We start from the raw sequence: 19,668 nt of genomic DNA, 5'->3' as shown, positions 1-19,668 counted from the left end.
GGTCAAAATTCCTTGGCGGGCCGCAGGCAGCGCGGCCCGCGATGCTTACAGGGAGAAGCTCACAGGGAAGCGGCGGGCTTGAGCTTGGCAACGTCGTCGACGCTGTAGGTCTCGCTGACGATCCCGCCCTTGGGCAGGTCCTTCAGGCTTGCGTCGAGGGTCTGCTGGGTGACGGTGACCGCTGGCGACAGCAGGTCATGGGGCATCTGCTTGCCGTCGAGCAGCTGCTGCGCGACATAGAACGCCAGGCTGGAAATGCTCGGCCCGCTGCTGATCGAGAAGCTCTGATAGCCCTGGGTGTCGCTTTGCTTTTTCCACCAGCTCAGCTCTTCTTCGCGGTTGCCGAAGATGATCGCCGGCAACGGACGGCCCGCCGCGACAAAGGCCTGGGCAATGCCGACGCCTTCGCCGCCCTGGGTCACCACGGCGTCGACTTTCGGCAGGCTCGGCAACACACCGGAAACGGCTTTCTGCGCCACGGTCGGTGACCAGTTGCCGTTCACTTCGCCGACCACTTTCAGGTTCGGGTGCTTCTGCGCGCCGGCAGTGATGCCCGAGTGAATGCGCTCGTCCACCGACACGCCGGCCAGGCCGCGGACTTCCAGCACATTGGCGCCCTGGGGGAAGCGCCCGGCCAGATAATCCATCTGCTCGATGCCGGTCTGTTTGAAGTCCATGGAGATGCGATAGGCGCAGGGTTCGGAGACGGTGCCGTCGAAGGAGACAACGATGATGCCGGCGTCGCACGCCTGCTTCACCGCACCGTTGAGCGCCGTCGGCGACGAGGCGTTGATGACGATGGCGTCATAGCCCTGAAGGATCAGGTTCTGGATTTGCGCGGCTTGCTCGGTGGCCTGGTTTTCCGCCGTGGTGAAGCTGTCGGCCGCCGCGATCACGCCATCCTTGACGGCTTTGTCGGTGGTCTGCTGCCAGCTGGCGAGCATCAGTTGGCGCCAGGAGTTGCCGGCGTAGTTGTTCGAGAGTGCAATTTTCTTGTCGGCCGTATCGGCGTGGGAAGCGACGGGCAGAGCCATCAGGGGCGCCACGGCCAGTGCGGCACAGAGCAACGAACGGCGTAGCGGATGACGACGACTTTTCATAGTTGAACCCTTGTTATTTTTATGGGGGCTGCAGGGTGGCCGACGGCGTCGGTCGCACCTTATTACGAACAGTACGCGGCGAGTCTGCACTGGCCGGTGCAGAGCGTCAGTGGTCAATCGTGCAGACCTGCTGCGGGATCCCGCAGGCGACCTGCTGGAACGTGCGTTCTTTTTGCCACGCAGGGGCCATAATGACCCGACTGATCCCTGCAGTTTCAAAAAGTGTTCCGTTCGAGAACGTGTTCGATCCCAAAAATAAAAACAGGTTGGAGCCCATGGCACAGCGACCGCACACCCTCGCCGAAGACGTGCTGCATCACTTTCTCGGCATTTCCCGCGCCCTCGCCGGCCAGCTGGATTTCCAGTCGATGATCGATGCCGTCTCCCGGGAAATCAGCCCGATCCTGCCCCACGACCACCTCGACGTGTGCCTGTTCGTCCTCGACAGACGCGAGCACATTACCTATGAAAGCGGCGTACACACCCTATGGGGCGACGTGGCCCAGCCGATGCCGGTGCACACCAGCCCCATTCGCACGGTGCTGCTGGGCGAGCAGCCTTTCCTGCTGACCCACGACGCCATGAACGACGCCCGCTTCGCCTTCCCCGGCGCCATCAACCACCCGATTTTCGACGCCCGTTTGCGCAGCCGCCTGCACGTGCCCTTGCGCGCCCGGGGCGAAATCATCGGCGCGCTGAGCTGTTCCAAACACACCGAGCATTTCTACACCCTGGATGACGTTCGTCACACCCAGCACGTCGCCGACCTGCTGGCCTCGTACGTGTACGCCCTGCGCCAGACCGAACAGGCCAAACAACTGGCAATCGCCGAGGCGCAAGTGCGTGCGCGAGAAGAAGGCCTGCGCCAGGGCGCGCTGCGCCTGACCGAGGAACTGGAGCGTGAACGTCAGCGGGTCGGCATGGATCTGCATGACCAGACCCTCGCCGACATGACCCGCCTGCACCGGCGCATCGCCCGCCTGCAAACCCTGCCCAGCGTGCCGGGCGAGGACCTGCGCGGAATTGCCCGCGCCCTCAAGGACAGCATGCAGGAGTTGCGGCAGCTCATTGATGCGGTCAAGCCGACGGTGCTGCAGTTGTTCGGCTTTGAAGAAGGCGTGGAAGACCTGTTGCGGCGCAGCGTGCGCGACAGCGGCCTGAGCATCGAAACGCGGTTGCAGGACAGCACCGATGGCATGGGCGATCGCTTGCCGGAGTCGGTGAAGGTCGCGGTGTTCCGCATCATTCAGGAAGCGGTGAACAACGCGATCAAGCACGCCATGCCGGACAGCATCGTCATCCACATCAGCCACACCTGCGGTCTTTTGCAACTGACCATCGACGATGACGGCCTTGGGCTGGACGTGGGGCATCGGTTCAACAGCGGCGGCATTCAGAACATGCAGGTGCGCGCGCAACTGATGGCGGCGCAGCTGACCATCGAACGCGGTCCACACGAGCGAGGCACCCGGGTCAGGGTGTGCCTGCCGCTGGCTGATCTCGCCGTTGTGGGTGAGGCGGCGGGTGTTTCCGGGCCTGCGCTGTTAACGGAGACGCCATGCACGTCCTGCTGATTGAAGACGACCCGGTGCACCGGGCGTTCCTGCGCGAAGTGATCGAAGTGGCCCTGCCTGAATGCACCCGTTTGCTGGAGGCCGAAGACGGCCAGATCGGCGAGCGGCTGTTCAGTGAGAGCCCGGTGGATGCCGTGGTCATGGACCTGCAGATGCCCTGCCGCACCGGCGTCGAGGCGGCCAAGACGATCTGGCGGTTGCAGCCCGACACGTCGATTCTGTTCTGGTCGAATTACTCGGACGAGGCCTATGTGCGCGGCATCGCGCGGATCGTGCCCCAAGGGGCCGCTTACGGTTACATCCTCAAAACCGCCTCGGAAGAGCGCTTGCGTCTGGCCTTGCGGGGGCTGTTCATCGAGCAGCAGTGCGTGATCGACCGCGAGATTCGCGGCGTTCAACTGAAGGCCCACGATCAGTTGTCCGGGCTGAGCGACGGCGAATACGAAGTGCTGCAGGACATCGCCCTCGGCCTGACCGACCGCACCATCGCTACCCGCCGCAACCTGTCGCTGCGCAGCGTGCAGAACCGGCTGCAGCAGCTTTACGAAAAACTCGGCGTCTACCAGCCCGATGCGGCTGGCGAGCGCAGCACCGCCTTCAACCTCCGCGCCCGCGCGGTCAACGTCGCCCTGCTCCGCCGCCTGCTCAACCGCACCGCGCTGGAACAGGCCGAAGCCGAACTGCAACTGTGGCTGAAAAACCCGGCGCGGCATCGGGTTGGACGGGACTGAGAGAAGATCAAGAGCGTCTGCCTGGGGGCAGACTGTTTCGCCTTCGGCGACTTACTTTTGAAAAGCACCAAAAGTAAGCAAAAGTGCCTGCTCCTGGTTGGGCCCCTCGTACCTCGGGGTTCCTTCACTCCGGTCTCGCTCCGTGGGCCCGCCGCCATCCGCCATCCATGGCGGGGGGCGGCTCTCGCGGCATCCATGCCGCTCGGCCCACTCCGCGAAACCTGCGTTCAGCCTGCACCAAGGTCGCGTTTTGCGGTGACTGGACTTTTTGTGTACGAAGATCAAAAGCAGATCAAAGGCAGATCAAGGGCGGGCCAAGCGCTGAGGACTTGTGGGAGTGAGCTTGCTCACGAAGGGGCCGGTACATCCATCGGATATCTGGTGTTTTGAATAAAGTATTCGCGAGCAAGCTCGCTCCCACAGAGAGGGGGGCTATCAGCAAAGATCTCGGCGCCTGAGCTGGCCTCTTCCCGGCTAAAGCCGGGCCCACTAAAAGCAGCGCGTACAGTCAGTAGGATTGACTCTGACTGTAGGACCGGCTTCAGCCGGGAAGCCTTTGATCTTGATTTGCTTTTGATCTTCATGCGGTAAAAGTCCAGACACCACAAATGCGACTTGGGTGCAGGCCGAACGCAGACGACGCGCAGTGGGTCGAGCCGCATGGATGCGGCGAGAGCGCCGTCAGGGCATGGATGCCCGTTCGGCGCGGGCCCACGGAGCGTCGTCGGAGTGAGGGAACCCTGACGAAGGAAGGGCCCAACCAGGAGCAAGCACCCTTGGTTACTTGGGGTGCTTTTCCAAGTAACTCGCCGAAGGCGAAATGTCTGCCGTTAGGCAGACCCATCTCAGCCGCACCGCAGTGTCGCTGTGGGGAACGCGAGATCACCTCCGCTTGTCGATTAAAGCGAGACCGCGACGCGTCGCTCAACTGAACGACGCCACCCAGGAGTATTGCCTATGTGCAGGAACCACACGCGTAACCCCATCCTCTGCCTCATCCCGCCGTACCTGCTGGATCAAATCGCTCGCAACGGCAACAAGGCCCAGCGCGAAGCCGCCCTGCGCACCCGGGCCAAGGACAACACCTTCCGCTCCCTGCGCCTCAGCGCGCAACCCGACCGACGCGCCGTGCACCTGGCCGCTGCAGCACCCACCGGCAAACGCCGTTCGATCTACACCGCCGACGGTGGCGAAACCCTGCCCGGCACCCTCGTACGCGGCGAAGGCCAACCCGCCAGCGGCGACATCGCCGTCGACGAAGCCTATGACGGCCTCGGCGCCACCTTCGACTTCTTCTTCGACGTCTTCGACCGCAACTCCATCGACGACGCCGGCATGGCCCTCGACGCCACCGTGCACTTCGGCAAGGGCTACAACAACGCCTTCTGGAACTCCGCCCAGATGGTCTTTGGCGACGGCGATCAGTCACTGTTCAACCGCTTCACCATCGCCCTCGACGTGATCGGCCACGAACTGGCCCACGGCGTCACCGAAGACGAAGCGGGCCTGGTCTACTTCAACCAGGCCGGCGCGCTCAATGAATCGATGTCTGACGTGTTCGGCTCGCTGATCAAGCAGTACGCCCTGAAACAAACCGCCAAGCAGGCCAGTTGGCTGATCGGTGAAGGGCTGTTCACCGACAAGATCACTGGCAGCGCCCTGCGCTCGATGAAGGCCCCGGGCACCGCCTTCGACGACAAAGTGCTGGGCAAGGACCCGCAACCCGGTCACATGGACGACTTCGTTCACACTTACGACGACAACGGCGGCGTGCACATCAATTCGGGCATTCCCAACCATGCGTTCTATCAACTGGCGACGCGCATCGGCGGTCATGCCTGGGAAAAGGCCGGGCGCATCTGGTACGACGCGCTGCGCGACTCGCGTCTGCGCCCCAATGCCGGCTTCGTTCGCTTTGCGCGGATCACCCACGATGTCGCCGGCCGGCTGTACGGTGTAGGCGAAGCAGCCCAAATCGCGGTACAAGAAGGCTGGGCGGCCGTGGGCATTAACGCGCAATGATCCGCCATGGCCATCTGGCAAAAGAAGGAGCCACGAACATGCGTATCTCATTCAGCGAAAGCGGCGGGGTCGCCTATTTTCCCGGGCTGAGCAAGCCTAACACCATTGAAGTGGATGCCCTGCCCGAACCCGATCAGCAAGAGCTGCGGCAACTGATCGACGCGTCCCGGTTCTTCGCGCTGCCCGAAGGTCGGCGCCCGGCCCGTGCGCTGCGCGGCATGCAGCATTACACGCTGACCATCAGCGAAGGCGACCGGGAGCGCACGGTCTGCGTCCCCGCCCCGGTGGAATCCGGCCCGCTGCAGGGCCTGATGCAATGCGTCAGGCGCCACGTGTCCGGCTAGACCCATGACCGCGCGCCGGGCAAACCCCTAGCTCGGCGCCATCACTCCCTGCTCATCAGGAATGCCGTGACCAACCTTCTCTCTCCTGTCCTCCGTCACTTCACGCTAACAGCCTGCAGTGCCGACGCGTCACACGGTGCCGATCGATGATGCCTGTCCGCCGCCTGTGCCTGGTCCTGGGCGACCAGTTGTCCTTCGACCTGGCCTCCCTTGCCGACCTCGACCCCCAGCGCGACGCCGTGCTGATGGTCGAGGTCATGGAAGAAGCCACCTACGTCGCCCATCACCCGCAGAAAATCGCCCTGATCTTCAGCGCCATGCGCCATTTCGCCCAGGCGCTGCAGGAGCGCGGCATCATCGTTCAGTACGTAGCGCTGGACGACCCGCTGAACACCGGCTCGGTGCCGACTGAATTGCAGCGCTGGCACGCGTCGTTGCAGGCCGAAGAAGTCCACGCCACCGAGTGCGGCGACTGGCGCCTGGAGCATTCGATCAGGGAATGCGGCCTGCCGCTGGTCTGGCACAGCGACACGCGCTTTCTGTGCTCCCGCGAAGAGTTTGCCAAATGGGCCAGCGGCAAGATCCAGCTGCGCATGGAATTCTTCTACCGCGAGATGCGCCGCAAGCAACGGTTGCTGCTCAACAGCGACGGCACGCCCGTAGGCGGCGCCTGGAACTTCGACGCCGACAACCGCAAGGCGCTGCCGAAGAAGGTCTCGGCGCCCTACCCGGCGCGCTTCGCCCCGGACGCCATCACCCGCGACGTGCTGGAGCTGGTGCGTGAGCGATTCGCCAGTCACTACGGCTCTCTGGACAATTTTGACTACCCGGTGACCCACGAAGACGCCCAAGCGCTGTGGCAGTACTTTCTCGATTACGGGCTGGCGGCCTTCGGCGACTATCAGGACGCCATGGCCATGGACGAGCCCTTCCTCTTCCATGCGCGCATCAGTGCGGCGCTGAACATCGGCCTGCTGGATCTGCGCCAGCTGTGCAGCGACGTCGAGTCGGCCTACTGGTCGGGAGGTGTCGCGTTGAACGCGGCGGAGGGCTTCATCCGCCAACTGATCGGCTGGCGGGAATACGTGCGCGGCGTTTACTGGCTGAAGATGCCGGATTACGCCGACGGCAACTCATTCGGCAATACCCGGGCGCTGCCGGAGTTCTACTGGACCGGGCAGACCAAGATGAACTGCATGAGTCAGGCCATCGGCCAGAGCCTTGAACACGCCTACGCTCATCACATTCAGCGGCTGATGGTCACCGGCAACTTCGCCCTGCTGGCCGGCATCGCGCCCAAAGAGATCTGCGAGTGGTACCTGGCGATTTACATGGACGCCTTCGACTGGGTCGAGTTGCCCAACACCCTCGGCATGGTCATGCACGCCGACGGCGGTTATCTGGGTTCCAAGCCCTATTGCGCCAGCGGCCAGTACATCAAGCGGATGTCCGATTACTGCGGCAGCTGCGCGTACAAGGTCAAGGAAAGCACGACGGAGGACGCCTGCCCGTTCAATTCGCTGTACTGGCATTTCGTGATGCGCCACAGCAACCTGCTGCGGGGCAATCAACGGATGAGCATGGTCTACAAGAACCTCGACCGCATGACCGAAGCAAAACAGGACGCGCTGTGGCAAAGGGGCGAGTCGCTGCTGAGCAAGCTCGACGCCGGAGAGGCGATTTGAAGAAGAGCGAACTGCCGGTGAAAACCTGCGCCGTCTGCGGGCTGCCGTTCACATGGCGGAAGAAATGGGCGCGCTGCTGGGATGAGGTGCGTTACTGCTCGGAGCGTTGCCGACGGGGCAAGGGCTCCGAGTCGTGAAAGGGTTTATTCAGCATCGGTGGGCACACATGGGGTGCGACGACTGATCAGTGGAGCTGCGCGCGGCTGGCTCTGCCAATCAGTCTGATCAACAACTGCTGCTTGGGGCCTGCCGTGGTCTCGCGGGCCACCTTGATCAAATATTCCTGAGGAATAAGCCCTCCCGCTTCGGCCAAGGCTTCGTAAATGGCAAACAGCCGCGAATCAATCGTCGTCTCCTCCGCGCATTCGATCAGATAGGCAACTCCGGGACTGGCTTGTTCGTTCACAATGGATCCTCCTTGTAGGTCAGTTACTTCAAAGGAGAGGCAGGCGCGGCGGGAGTTCCCATTTTCTGGACTGGGCTTCCCCGAACGGTGGAACCCTTATGCCGGCGCGCCTGAATATCAGTTTTCGCTTGCCAAAATCCGGTTGCCCCCTTAAACAGAGCGTGCCGTTTCAGCACCTGCGACGACTTGCCACGCGTTTTCTGCCCATTGCGTCCTCGCAATCCGGCGTCGTAACAGGCCTGCCGAAACGCCCAGACACCTGCAAAGCATGGAGACGCCAGGTAAACCCGATGACAGGAAATACGTCAGACACACTCCCCCGCACCCGTCGCGCACCCAAGGGTGAAAAGCGCCGCGAAGAACTGCTCGACGCCGCGCTGCAACTGTTTTCACTGGAAGGCTACACCGGCGCCTCCATTGCCCGCATCGCCGACATCGTCGGCATCTCGGTGGCGGGCGTGCTGCATCACTTCCCCAACAAGGTCGCCCTGCTGATGGGCGTGCTCGCGCGCCGCGACGAGGTCAATCACAAAGTGATCAGCAGCTTGCACAGCGAGCCGACGCTGCAGGGCTTCGTCAGCGGCCTGCGGCAAATCAACCGTTCCAACGCAACAGCGCCCGGCGTGATTCGCGCGTTCAGCATGCTCAATGCCGAAAGCCTGGTGGACAGTCACCCGGGGTGGCAGTGGTTTCAGTCCCGCTACGTGACGATTCACGGGCGCATGCGCGCACGGCTCGACCATCTGGTGGTGACCGGCGAAGTGCGGGGGGATGTGGATCTGGACGCGATCGTTCACCAGATTCTGGCGATGATGGACGGGCTGCAGCTGCAATGGCTGCGCTTCCCGGAGACGGTGGATCTGGTGCAGCGTTTCGACAGTTACATGGCTCAGGTCGAGCGCGACATCCGCGCATAAAAAATGAGGCGATCCGGGCTGGCCGGATCGCCTCATTCTCTGTTACTCAAGCTCGGATTGTCACTCGGGGTCCGCGCCTGGCCAGCGCCGGGGAAACGCCCGACGCCAGCCCACTGCTCAGCCCTTTCCCGCTGTGATCACTCAGTACTCGGTGTTGCCGTCGTAGTCCGTGTTGCCATTGGCTGCGTCGGTGTCTTTGGCCTGATCAAGCACGCCGCCGGTCTTCACCGCTGGCAGGGTCACTTTGACCGAGTTCAGCGCCGAACGTGGCAGCGGGTTGCTGGTGGTGGTCGACAGTTCCTGACGGAACGGGTTAACCAGCTTGGCGTTCAGACGGATGTCGTCCGAGGCCGCGCCCAGGCTGATGTTGAAGGTGTCGGCATCGATCACCCACTGCTTGCTTGCCTCGTCGAAGTACGCCAGCGAACGGTCGTTCAGTTCGATGGTAACGTGACGGGTTTCGCCCGGCTGCAAGAAGACCTTCTTGTAGCCTTTCAGCTCTTTGACGGCACGTTCGACTTTCGGGTTCTGCTGGCCGACGTACAGCTCGGCGACTTCGGAACCGGCACGCTTGCCGCTGTTGGTCAGGTCGAACGAGACCTTGATCGGCGTGTTGCCCACTGCAACGCCCGGGGTTACCGAGATGTTGTTGTAGGTGAACTGGGTGTACGACAGACCGTGACCGAACGCGAACAGCGGTTTGGTGTTGGTCTTGTCGTAGCCACGGTAGCCGAGCATGGTCAGGTCGTTGGCGTAGCTGATTTCCTTGACCTTGGTGCGTGTGTTATCGAAGTTCGGGAAATCCTTGTACAGCGGATTGTCTTCGATGTTGCGCTCGATACTGATCGGCAGCTTGCCCGACGGGTTGACCTTGCCGAACAGGATCTCGGCCAGGGCCTGACCACCGTTCTGACCCGGGTAGAAGGCGTGCAGCGCAGCCGGCACCTGGTCGATCCAGTCGCTCATTTTCAGCGCGGTACCGCCGTGCATGGTCACCACGGTGTTCGGGTTGGCCTTGGCGATGTTCTGGATCAGCTCGTTCTGGTATTCAGGCAGATCGAAGCTGTGGTCGAAACCTTCACCTTCGTATTCAGCGCTGTTACCCACGGCAACCACGACCGCGTCGTATTGCGACAGGTCGGACGGTGCAGTCAGCGAAGCGGTCGACATTTGCACGCCCACCAGGCCGCCCATGGTCGACAGGTAACCGTCACGGCGCGAGTACTCAAGCTTCACGTCGTAAGCCTTGCCGGCTTCCAGCTTGATCTTGCCGGAAACAGGAATGGTCGGCGGAATGCTCTTGTTGGTGATGTTCTCACCGTCGCCGTTGTCGATGACCTTCTCGCCGTTGACCCACAGACGCACGGCGCCGTCGGCACGGACTTTGAAGACCTGGTCGCCGCTGATGGTCGGGGTGACCTGACCGCTCCAGCGAATCGAGGTGTTGGCGGTGTCGCCGTTGCTCGGCACCTTGTCGCTGGACCAGTCCAGGTTGACGTAAGTGTCGATCTGGGTGGCCGATGGGTCGCCGGACCAGGTGGCGTTGTTGAAGTACTCGGTCTTCATGCCAGCGACGCTGTTGCCTTTGCTGTCGGTGGTGGTCCAGTGCATGGCTGTCGGGTCGAGGGACAGGGTGTCAAGGAACTCGACCTGAGCGCCCGGGGCGATCTGGCGCAGACCGCTCAGTTCGCTGATGTAACGGGTAGCGTCAACGTGAGCACTGCCGAAACCGGTCGGTGGTGCGTACTTGGCCAGGTCGCCAACGACGGCGATGCGCTTGACCTTGTTCTTGTCCAGTGGCAGCACGTCGCCCTGGTTTTTCAGCAGCACGATACCTTCGCGAGCGATGTTCAGGGCGACCTTGTTGCTGGTGGCGCTGTTCATGTTGTGCGTGGTCAGCGGTGCAAACTTGTCGAACTGGTACAGGTAGATGTTCTTCAGGATGCGGCGGACCTTGTCGTCGATGGTCGCCATGTCCAGCTCGCCACTGTCCAGGTACGGCTTGAGCACCGAACTGTTCATCTGGCCGCCCATCATATCCAGGTCGGTGCCGGCCTGTGCTGCTGGCAGACCGTGCACGACAGCGTTGTAGTCGCTCTGTACCAGGCCCTTGAAGCCCCATTCCTTCTTCAGGATGTCGGCGATCAGGTGCTTGTTCTCGCAAGCGTACTCGCCATTCACTTTCTGGAACGAGCACATCATCATCGCCACGGTGCTGTTCTTGGTGGCGGATTCGAACGGCGGCAGGGTCATCTCGCGCAAGACGCGCTCAGGCATGACCTGATTGAGGATGAAGCGGTTGGTTTCCTGATCGTTACCCGCGTAGTGCTTGGCTTCCGCCCAGACGCGACGCTGCTGGATACCGTTGATGACCGCAGGGCCGAGGCTGGCACCGAGGAACGGGTCTTCACCGGAGAGATATTCGAAGGCACGACCGCTCCACGGCATGCGGTACAGGTTCATGCCGGGGCCGGTGACGAACTGGTAGCCGCCGCTGGCAGTGTCGTAGCCCAGGGCGCGACCGAAGTCGATGGCGCGGCGCGGGTTGAAGGTGGCCGCCAGGTTCGGGCCGGACGGATAGACCACGCCCGGATCGTTGCCTTCGCTGGTGTAACGGATGCCTGCGCCGCCGTCGGCGCCGTGGATCTGTGGCACGCCGTACTGGCTAAGGGGTTTGACGTCCCAGCCGCCGATGCCGCCGATGTAGGCCAGCTTTTCTTCCTGAGTCATCTTCGCCAGGGTTTTTTCTGCCGCTTTGTCAGCGCGCAGTTCCTTGGCCGCCAGTTGCTCTTGGGTCGTGGTGTCGGCTGCGTTGGCGTGGCAGATGGCCAGGCTCAACAAAGCCAGTGCCGAGTGGGCACCGAAAGTTTTACGGTTTCGCATAGGGGACGCTCTCCAAGTATCACCCGCGCTCATTTGTCGCAGTTGACACGCCACAAGCCTTTGTTTCAGGCATGACTCGGCCTATACCGAAGTTCTCGAAAGAACATCGGTGAGCGGGAAAGTGGCGTTACAACGTGACGATGAGTGTGGGCAATTTGATCTTCTGTAACTAACGTTAATGGCGATGAGCCACCGAACTGCACGAGCGTTGCCCGAGACGTTTAAATTAAGGCAATTGTTTTCAAGTGATGTCAAACAAAAAAATCAATCTCGAACAAACTCGACATTTTTTGATACATCATCTGAACTCTTGCTAAACCTACAGGTCTGTAGGTTTAGCAATTTTCACCGCTGGACCCCTAAAACCCCGTAAATACAGGGTTTCAGTCATGGGGAAGGCGGTGAGCCAGCGCTGGACACCGGCGTCGGGATCATTTCAAACACATGACAAACATTGGAGAAACATCACATGAAACTGCCAGCACTGGGCGCCATCGCTGCACTGACTCTGTCGTTTGCAACTGCAACTATGGCCGCTGACTCCGACACTCAGGAAACTATTTCTGGCGCAGCAGATTCCACTGTCATGACCCAGACACAAGATACAAAAGCCGTTAAGAAAGCCACCAAACAGAATCAGGCCGATGAAAACAAGCGCGGTCGTCCAACCGCCAACACTTCGTCTGCGACAAACTAACGCACTGCCGTTTAGTTGCTGTTAAGCAGCATACTGTTATTGCACATTATGTATTCACCCCAGAGGTCTCGTCAGAGGCCTCTCTTATTTGAACCGGTGCTGTGTCCATTCATCTGTCCCCTATCAATAGCCAACAACTCACCGCGCACTCGGCCGAAGCGCTGTGTGCCTGGCTGTTGGCCAATGCCGGGCTGAAGACAGGTGATCTGGAGCGGGCACAGCGACTGGCCCAGGAATCGGAAGGCAGTTCGCTGACGGAATTGCTGACTCGCCTGGGGTTGGTCTCGGAACTGGACCTGGCCAGGGCGTGGGCCTCGACGCTGCAAGCGCCCTTGCTGCTGGCGGAAAACGTGACGCTGTCGGGTGAACCGCTGCCGGAATTGAGCGAGCGCTTTCTGCGCCACTATCGCCTGCTGCCCATCGGCGCTTATGCCGATGGCGTGCATGTGTTGGCCGCCAACCCGGGCAATGCCTATGGGCTGGAGGCCGTGGCCTACGCTTGCCAGGCGCCCGTGTACGTGTCGGTCGGTGCGGGCAGTGAGGTCGACGGGCTGATCGAGCGTTATTACGGCCAGGGCCGTTCGGCCATGGGCTCGCTGATTGAAACCCTCGACGAACACGGCGGCGCCGAAGAAGACATCGAGCACCTCAAGGACCTCGCGTCCGAGGCGCCGGTGATCCGGCTGGTCAACCTGATTCTGCAACGGGCCGTCGAGCAACGCGCCTCCGACATTCATATAGAGCCCTTTGAAAGCCAGCTGAAAGTGCGTTACCGCATCGACGGTGTGCTCCACGAAGCCGAGGCACCGCCCTCCAGTTCTTCGGCGGCAATCATTTCGCGACTGAAGATCATGGCGCGGCTGGACATCGCCGAGCGTCGCCTGCCCCAGGATGGCCGCATCATGCTGCGCATTCAGGGTAAAGAGCTGGACTTGCGGGTGAGCACGGTGCCCACCAGCTTCGGCGAGTCGGTGGTGATGCGTCTGCTGGACCGGCAGACCGTCAGCTTCGACTTCCCCAGCCTGGGCATGGACGGCGAGCGCCTGCAGAACTTCCTCGGCGTGCTGGAAAACCCCCACGGCATCCTGCTGGTCACCGGCCCCACCGGTTCCGGCAAAACCACCACGCTGTACACCGCGCTGTCACGGCTCAACACCGCCGAGCGCAAGATCATCACGGTTGAAGACCCGGTCGAGTACCAGCTTGAGGGCATCAACCAGATTCAGGTCAAGCCGGCCATCGGCCTGGACTTTGCCGGCGCCCTGCGCTCCATCGTCCGCCAGGACCCGGACGTGATCATGATCGGCGAGATGCGCGACCTGGAAACCTGCCGGATCGCCATTCAATCGTCGCTGACCGGTCACCTGGTGCTCTCGACGCTGCACACCAACAGTGCCGCGGCGAGTATTACGCGATTGCTGGACATGGGCGTCGAGAGCTACCTGATCGCGTCTACCGTCAAAGGCATTCTGGCCCAGAGGCTGGTGCGCCGGCTCGATCCGCTCACGCGCGTCGCCTTCGAAGCACCGCCGGAACTGGTCGCCGAACACGGTCTGGAGCGCTTCACCGATCAGCGCCCGATCACCCTGTATCGCCCCGCCAGCGAGTTGCCCGGCGGCGGTTATCACGGCCGTAGCGCCATCACCGAATTGCTGGTGATGAATGAAGAGCTGCGCGGCCTGCTGATGCGCCAGGCCGATGCCTCGACGCTGGAGCAAGCGGCCCGTCGCGGTGGCCTGCGCACCTTATACGAGGAAGGCCTGCGTCAGGCCGTGGCCGGCGTGACCTCCCTCGAAGAGGTGCTGCGCGTGACGCGCGGCGACTGACCATGGCCCATTTCAAATACCGCGCACTGGATGCCGACGGCGTCGCCCAACACGGCACCCTCGAAGCTGCCGATCAAAACGCGGCGACAGCGGCCCTGCACAAGCGCGGTCTGCTGTTGCTAAGCCTTGAAGCCAGTGCCAACAGCGGCCTGCGCGCGGCCATGCGCCGGGGTGCGATGAACGGCGCGGCGCTGGTGAGTTTCACCCAGCAACTGGCGACCCTGCTCGGTGCCGGCCAGCCGCTGGAACGCGCCCTGACCATCCTCCTCAAGCAGACCCACGAGCCCAAGCGCCAGGCGCTGCTTGAACGGATTCGTGAACAGGTCAAGGCCGGTAAGCCGTTGAGTCAGGCGTTGGAAGAAGAACACGGCCAGTTTTCCAGCCTGTACATCAGCATGGTCCGCGCAGGCGAAGCCGGCGGCTCCCTGGAAAACACCTTGCGTCAACTCAGCGAATACCTGGAACGCAGTCAGATGCTGCGCGGCGAAGTCATTAATGCACTGATCTACCCGATCTTTCTGGTGGTCGGCGTGCTCGGTTCGCTGGCCCTGCTGCTGGCGTACGTGGTGCCGCAGTTCGTGCCGATCTTTCGTGACCTGGGCGTGCCGATTCCCTTCATCACCCAGGCAATCCTGTGGCTGGGGGAATTCCTCAGCGCCTACGGCTTGCTGCTGCTCGGCGCGATCGTCGGCCTGATCTGGACCGTCGCGGTCCTGCGCCGGGATCCGCAACGACGCCAGCGCCATGACCGGCGCCTGCTGTTTATCAAAGTCATCGGCCCGCTGCTGCAGCGGATCGAAGCCGCGCGTCTGGCGCGGACCCTCGGCACCCTGCTGAGCAACGGCGTTGCGCTGTTGCAGGCGATGACCATCGTCCGTCAGGTGTGCGGCAACTTCGCCCTGCGCGCCCAGGTCGAGCAAGCCACCGAGTGGGTCAAGAGTGGCGGCACGCTGGCCCAGGCATTCGGCGAGCAACCGCTGCTGCCGGAACTGGCGCTGCAAATGATCGAAGTCGGCGAACAGGCCGGCAACCTGGACGGCATGCTGCTCAAGGTCGCCGACGTGTTCGACGTCGAGGCCAAGCGCGGCATCGACCGTCTGCTCGCGGCCCTGGTGCCCAGCCTGACCGTTGTCATGGCGGTGATGGTGGCGGTGATCATGCTCGCCATCATGCTGCCGCTGATGAGCCTTACCAGTAACATTTGAGGAAATACACATGTCCCGATTCAACCCTGCCCAAGGCCGTCGCCAGGGCGGTTTCACCCTGCTGGAAATGCTCGCCGTGATCGTGCTGCTGGGCATCGTCGCCACCATCGTCGTGCGTCAGGTCGGCGGCAACGTCGACAAGGGCAAATACGGCGCAGGCAAGGCGCAACTCGCCAGTCTCGGCATGAAGGTCGAAAGCTACGGCCTGGACGTCGGCACGCCGCCGGCCAATCTGCAGCAGCTGGTGACCAAGCCGGCCAATGCCACCGGTTGGGCCGGCCCGTACGCCAAGCCCTCGGACCTGAAAGACCCGTTCGGCCATGCGTTCGGCTACCGCTACCCGGGCGAGCACGGCAGCTTTGACCTGATCTTCTTCGGTCAGGACGGCCAGCCTGGCGGTGACGGCTACAAGGCCGACATCGGTAACTGGGAATAACATGCACGCCCTGCCCCGCGCCCGCGGCTTCACCCTGTTCGAATTGCTGGTGGTGATCGTTCTGATCGGCATCAGCGTCGGCCTGGTGAGCTTTGGCGTGGGTCGGGGTTTACATGCGGCCAGTGAACGTCGCGCGCTGAGCGAAGTGGTTCAGTCCCTGCGCGCCGCGCGGGTGCAGGCGATCGTCACCGGGCAACCGGCGCAGACGCGTTTCGATCTCGGTCATGGGCGCCTTCAGGGCCCCCACATGAAACCGGTGCAGCTGCCCACCGACATGCGCGTGCAACTGCAGACCGCTGACGGCCTGGGCCCGGCGTTCGAGTTCTACCCGGACGGCGGTTCCAGCGGCGGCCATCTGCTGTTGGCCCGGGGCGACAAACACTGGCGTGTCGACATCAACTGGCTGACCGGCAACGTTCAGTTGCGCACGCTCAATTGAGGCGTCAGCGCGGTTTCACACTGCTGGAGATGCTTGCCGCCCTCGCCGTGCTGGCGGTGTGCAGCAGCGTGCTGGTGGTGGCGTTCGGGCAGAGCGCGCGGGCCTTGCAGCAGGCGCAACGCAGCGACCGGCTGAGTCTGGCGGCGCGGTCGCTGATCGATGAAGCCAGCGCCAGTCGCTTGCAGCCGGGTCGCACCGAGGGCAAGTGGAGCGGCGTGAACTGGCAGATGGACGTCAGCGCGCTGCCTCGCGGCAATGCGCCGGCCACGGCCTGGCGGCTGGACCTTGAGGTGAGCGACGGAGCGCGCCGCGCCCATTACAGCAGCCTGCAAGTGCGCAGCGCGGGCACCGGAGCCGGGCAATGACGCGTCGAAGCCAGGGTTTCACGCTGCTCGAAGTTTTGGTGGTGCTGAGTTTGCTCGGCGTGCTGCTGACCATGGTCGGCGCAGCGATCACCGGGGCCAACCGCGCGATGGCCAAGGCCGAGCGCTACAGCACGCGGCTAGATGAAATACGTTCGACGCAGAATTTTTTGCGCAGCGCCATCGCTCAGGCGCTGCCCCTGGCGGCCAGCGGTGCCGAGCCCGGCCAGGCGCCGGTGTTCGAGGGCGACGCCCAGGCCATGAGCTTTTATGCGCCGCTGCCCGCCACACTCGGCGGCGGTTTGTACCGGCACAGCGTGACGCTGGCGGCCGGTCAGCGTTTGCAAGTCAGCCTGGAGCGCTTGCGCGGTCAGGCCTTGCTGCCGGCCGAGGAGCCCCAGGTGCTGCTGCATCAGGTGCGTTCGCTGCAGTTGAGTTACCGCGGGGTGTCGCCCACCGGTGAATCCACCGCGTGGCTTGATCACTGGCCGTGGCCGGGACGGTTGCCCGTCAGTGTGCGCATCGACGCGCAGCTGGCCGGCCCCGTGCCGTGGCCGTTGCAGAGCATCAACCTGCGCCTGGACCTGTCCGGCGAGGCGCACACGTTATGAACGGCCGTCGGCAAAAAGGCGTGGCGTTGCTGCTGGTGTTGTGGGTGCTGGCATTACTCAGCACCCTGCTCGCCGGCTTGCTTGGCTGGGTGCATTTGCAGAACCGCCAGGCCCTGTGGCAACGCCAGCACACCCAGGCGGTGCTCGCGGCAGAAGCCGGGATCGGCATGGCGGTGCTGGCGCAGCTGGATCGCGACCCGCGGCAACACTGGAAAGCCGACAACCAGCCCCACGGATTGCGTTTCGACGAGGCCGCGCTGGCGGTGAGTCTGGGCAGCGAGACCGGCAAGCTCGACCTCAACGCAGCGCCGGCTGAATCCTTCGCCCGCCTGCTGGTGGCGTGCGGCGCGAACCCGGACCTGGCGCGGCAAGTGGCCCAGGGCCTGGAACAGCGTCGCGGCGGTGGCCGGGCACCGCTGCGGATGGTCGAGGAAGTGCGTGAACTGCCGGGCATCGGCCAGCCGATGTACCAGTGCGCCAGCTCCCACGTCACGTTATGGAGCGGCCTGGCCGCGCCCGATCCGCGCATGGCCTCGCCCTGGCTGCGGCAAGCGTTGGGTCTGCCGCAAGCGGGCCCCGCGACCGAAGACGCAGGCCCGGTCATCAGTATCCGAAGCCAGGCGACATTGCCCGGCGGTTACACCACGACGCTCAACGTCACGTTGTTATTGAACCCATCGAAGGAGGGAGCGCGACCGTATCGCGTTCTGCGTTGGCAAGAATGAAGCAATCACTTTTACAGCAGCTGGCGCCCTTGCAGGCCCGGGTGCGCAGTCAGTGGCGTGACAGCCCGGCGCAGCATCTGTGGCAGGCCTGGCTCGAGGAGTTGCAGGCGCTGCTGCCCGCCGGCGTCCGCGCAAGGCTGATGCCCCAGGTGCGCGAGCGCCTGATCGACTGGCCCTTGCCCGAGCACATTGCCCACGAGACCGGCGAGCGGCTGATCCTGATGCTCCCCGCCGGCATGGTCCTGGCGCAGCCGCTGCAGTTGCCGCTGGCGGCGCTGCGCGATCTGCACAGCGTGGTGGGTTTCGAGCTCGACAAGTACACGCCCTACCCCCGCGAGCAGATGCATTACGTCGCGCGGGTCACTAGCAAAGGCAAAGCCCTGGCGCAGGTGCTGCTGGTGGCGGTGCTGCGCGAGCGTTTGCAGCCGGTCATAGACACCTGCACGGCACGCGGCCTGCCGCTGTACGCCGTGGATGCGCGCAACGCCAAGGGCGAGCGGCTGAATGTCGATCTGCTGCCCGCCCAGCTGAAGCCAGCGGTGGCAGGCTCCGCACGCCTGCCGCGTTTCCTTGCCGTGGTCTGCGGCGCCTTGCTGCTGACCTGCATGGTGCTCTGGCTGGACGCACGCACGGCCCAGGTTGAAGCGATGCAACAGCACGTCGACGAACAACGCAACCAGGTGCAAGCCGTGCAGAACCTGCGCCGCGAGCTGATCAATACCCAGGGCGCCGCGCGTTACCTCGCTCAGCAAAAGGCCGCGCAGCCGACCACCTCCAGCGTGCTCGCCGACCTCACCGGTTGCCTGGGCGCCGACACCTGGGTCGAGCAGTTGGAGATTGCCGAGGGTGGCAGCGTGTCGATCACCGGCCAGAGCGTCAAGGCCAGCGCCCTCATCAGCCGCATGAAAGACTGCCGTACCCTCACCGACGCGCAGTTCCAGGGGATCATTCAGCCCGACGCACAAACCGGCAAAGAGCGCTTTTCCCTGCGCGCCCAATTGCGCAAGGAGGCCGCCGATGCGCCGTGAACTGACACCCCGTGAGCGTCGCGGCGCCGCGCTGATTGCCCTGGCCCTGGTGCTGTGGGCGGCCTGGTGGCTGCTGGTGCAAAGCTGGTTTCTCGACCCGTTGAGCGACTTGCAGGACCAGGCCGACACCCTGCGCCACCAGGAGCAGCGCTATGCCGGCGCCCTCGCCCAGCGCGACAGCCTCGAGCAGCAGTTGCAGGCCGCGCGCCGCGACCCGTCGAGCCGCAGCAGCCTGTTGCCCGGCGAAGACCCCAGCGCCGTGGCCGCCGATCTGATGCAACGCAGCCTCGATCTGGTCAAGGCTCACGCCGATCAAGGCCCCGGCTGCCAGGTCACCCAGCGCATGCCGATCACCCCCGAGCGCGACAGTGCCGAGCCGTATCGTCAGGTCAAAGTCAGCCTGACCCTGGACTGCGCCATGGAGCCGCTGGTGGCTTTGCTACACGAACTGGAATACGGCCAGCCGTTTCTGTTCATCGACAACCTGAGCATTCGCCGCGCCACCTCGGCGCCAGCCACTGGCGGCGCCGGACGCTTGCAGGTTCATCTGCTGTTGCGCGGGTATCTGCAACAGGCCGCGCCGCACAAGGCGCTGCCGTCCAACGCCCCCGCCGCCGAGCCAGAGACCGAATCCCGGCAGCAGCCTGATCCCGCCGAGCAAGCCGATCTGGATGAGC

20 protein-coding genes and 1 pseudogene are annotated in these 19,668 nt (G+C 63.3%); 17 read left to right on the top strand and 4 right to left on the bottom strand.

What is annotated here, in order from left to right:
* Positions 1-59 precede the first annotated feature (59 nt).
* Both FX982_RS18170 and FX982_RS18165 read right to left on the bottom strand, forming a co-directional pair.
* Positions 60-1,100: an ABC transporter substrate-binding protein gene (locus FX982_RS18170; RefSeq protein ID WP_122534750.1), complete on the bottom strand. Its 1,041-nt coding sequence runs from the start codon at positions 1,098-1,100 to the stop codon at positions 60-62.
* A 106-nt stretch (positions 1,101-1,206) separates the two neighbouring features.
* Complete coding sequence (locus FX982_RS18165; protein ID WP_172611905.1) at positions 1,207-1,377, bottom strand: hypothetical protein; 171 nt, start codon at positions 1,375-1,377, stop codon at positions 1,207-1,209.
* On the opposite strand from FX982_RS18165, the gene FX982_RS18160 reads away from it, so the two are divergent.
* The 6 genes from FX982_RS18160 to FX982_RS18135 all read left to right on the top strand — a co-directional run bounded on the left by FX982_RS18160 (position 1,376) and on the right by FX982_RS18135 (position 7,593).
* Positions 1,376-2,674: a GAF domain-containing sensor histidine kinase gene (locus FX982_RS18160; RefSeq protein ID WP_172611904.1), complete on the top strand. Its 1,299-nt coding sequence runs from the start codon at positions 1,376-1,378 to the stop codon at positions 2,672-2,674. The two genes, FX982_RS18165 and FX982_RS18160, sit on opposite strands and share 2 nt — an antisense overlap.
* Entirely contained in the window at positions 2,659-3,405 is a 747-nt protein-coding gene (locus FX982_RS18155) for a response regulator transcription factor (protein ID WP_172611903.1), read from the top strand. Before FX982_RS18160 ends, FX982_RS18155 begins: the two co-directional genes overlap by 16 nt.
* 957 nt (positions 3,406-4,362) lie before the next feature.
* Positions 4,363-5,427 carry a M4 family metallopeptidase gene (locus FX982_RS18150; RefSeq protein ID WP_172611902.1) on the top strand — a complete coding sequence of 355 codons (1,065 nt, stop codon included), beginning with the start codon at positions 4,363-4,365 and terminating at the stop codon, positions 5,425-5,427.
* A 38-nt stretch (positions 5,428-5,465) separates the two neighbouring features.
* The gene (locus tag FX982_RS18145) at positions 5,466-5,771 is read left to right on the top strand and encodes a protealysin inhibitor emfourin (protein ID WP_172611901.1); all 306 of its coding nucleotides are present in this window, start codon (positions 5,466-5,468) and stop codon (positions 5,769-5,771) included.
* A 146-nt stretch (positions 5,772-5,917) separates the two neighbouring features.
* Complete coding sequence (locus tag FX982_RS18140) at positions 5,918-7,456, top strand: cryptochrome/photolyase family protein (RefSeq protein WP_172611900.1); 1,539 nt, start codon at positions 5,918-5,920, stop codon at positions 7,454-7,456.
* Positions 7,453-7,593 carry a DUF2256 domain-containing protein gene (locus FX982_RS18135; RefSeq protein ID WP_122534744.1) on the top strand — a complete coding sequence of 47 codons (141 nt, stop codon included), beginning with the start codon at positions 7,453-7,455 and terminating at the stop codon, positions 7,591-7,593. The genes FX982_RS18140 and FX982_RS18135 overlap by 4 nt, the downstream gene beginning before the upstream one ends.
* A 47-nt stretch (positions 7,594-7,640) precedes the next feature.
* On the opposite strand, the gene FX982_RS18130 is transcribed toward FX982_RS18135, so the two are convergent.
* Positions 7,641-7,862, bottom strand: a complete 222-nt coding sequence (locus FX982_RS18130) for a hypothetical protein (protein ID WP_172611899.1) — start codon at positions 7,860-7,862, stop codon at positions 7,641-7,643.
* 290 nt (positions 7,863-8,152) lie between these two features.
* Between FX982_RS18130 and FX982_RS18125 the strand changes: the two genes are divergently transcribed.
* Complete coding sequence (locus tag FX982_RS18125; RefSeq protein WP_172611898.1) at positions 8,153-8,779, top strand: TetR/AcrR family transcriptional regulator; 627 nt, start codon at positions 8,153-8,155, stop codon at positions 8,777-8,779.
* 141 nt (positions 8,780-8,920) lie between these two features.
* Here the strand turns inward: FX982_RS18125 and FX982_RS18120 are convergent, their stop codons facing one another.
* Positions 8,921-11,662, bottom strand: a complete 2,742-nt coding sequence (locus FX982_RS18120) for a beta-glucosidase (protein WP_172611897.1) — start codon at positions 11,660-11,662, stop codon at positions 8,921-8,923.
* Between the two features lie 469 nt (positions 11,663-12,131).
* On the opposite strand from FX982_RS18120, the gene FX982_RS18115 reads away from it, so the two are divergent.
* The 10 genes and pseudogenes from FX982_RS18115 to gspM all read left to right on the top strand — a co-directional run.
* The gene (locus FX982_RS18115) at positions 12,132-12,359 is read left to right on the top strand and encodes a hypothetical protein (protein ID WP_122534740.1); all 228 of its coding nucleotides are present in this window, start codon (positions 12,132-12,134) and stop codon (positions 12,357-12,359) included.
* 107 nt (positions 12,360-12,466) lie between these two features.
* A complete protein-coding gene (gspE, locus tag FX982_RS18110; RefSeq protein ID WP_172613096.1) occupies positions 12,467-14,185 on the top strand; it encodes a type II secretion system ATPase GspE in 1,719 nt (572 codons plus the stop codon).
* A gap of 2 nt (positions 14,186-14,187) precedes the next feature.
* Positions 14,188-15,390: a type II secretion system inner membrane protein GspF gene (gene gspF / locus FX982_RS18105; protein ID WP_172611896.1), complete on the top strand. Its 1,203-nt coding sequence runs from the start codon at positions 14,188-14,190 to the stop codon at positions 15,388-15,390.
* A 10-nt stretch (positions 15,391-15,400) separates the two neighbouring features.
* Positions 15,401-15,826: a type II secretion system major pseudopilin GspG gene (gene gspG / locus FX982_RS18100; protein WP_172611895.1), complete on the top strand. Its 426-nt coding sequence runs from the start codon at positions 15,401-15,403 to the stop codon at positions 15,824-15,826.
* 1 nt (position 15,827) lies between these two features.
* Positions 15,828-16,265: a GspH/FimT family pseudopilin gene (locus FX982_RS18095; protein WP_172611894.1), complete on the top strand. Its 438-nt coding sequence runs from the start codon at positions 15,828-15,830 to the stop codon at positions 16,263-16,265.
* A 29-nt stretch (positions 16,266-16,294) separates the two neighbouring features.
* The gene (locus tag FX982_RS18090; RefSeq protein WP_254074817.1) at positions 16,295-16,630 is read left to right on the top strand and encodes a general secretion pathway protein GspI; all 336 of its coding nucleotides are present in this window, start codon (positions 16,295-16,297) and stop codon (positions 16,628-16,630) included.
* Complete coding sequence (locus FX982_RS18085; protein WP_172611892.1) at positions 16,627-17,238, top strand: prepilin-type N-terminal cleavage/methylation domain-containing protein; 612 nt, start codon at positions 16,627-16,629, stop codon at positions 17,236-17,238. Before FX982_RS18090 ends, FX982_RS18085 begins: the two co-directional genes overlap by 4 nt.
* Complete coding sequence (locus tag FX982_RS18080) at positions 17,235-17,963, top strand: general secretion pathway protein GspK (RefSeq protein WP_172611891.1); 729 nt, start codon at positions 17,235-17,237, stop codon at positions 17,961-17,963. Before FX982_RS18085 ends, FX982_RS18080 begins: the two co-directional genes overlap by 4 nt.
* Complete coding sequence (locus FX982_RS18075; protein WP_172611890.1) at positions 17,960-18,991, top strand: PilN domain-containing protein; 1,032 nt, start codon at positions 17,960-17,962, stop codon at positions 18,989-18,991. Before FX982_RS18080 ends, FX982_RS18075 begins: the two co-directional genes overlap by 4 nt.
* Positions 18,981-19,571, top strand: a pseudogene (gene gspM / locus FX982_RS18070) (type II secretion system protein GspM); the annotation flags it as partial. The gene FX982_RS18075 and the pseudogene gspM, both read left to right, overlap by 11 nt.
* Between the last annotated feature and the right edge of the window lie 97 nt (positions 19,572-19,668).

This window comes from Pseudomonas graminis, from assembly GCF_013201545.1.
Classification (GTDB): domain Bacteria; phylum Pseudomonadota; class Gammaproteobacteria; order Pseudomonadales; family Pseudomonadaceae; genus Aquipseudomonas.
This window is presented reverse-complemented; position numbering and strand designations above follow the sequence as displayed.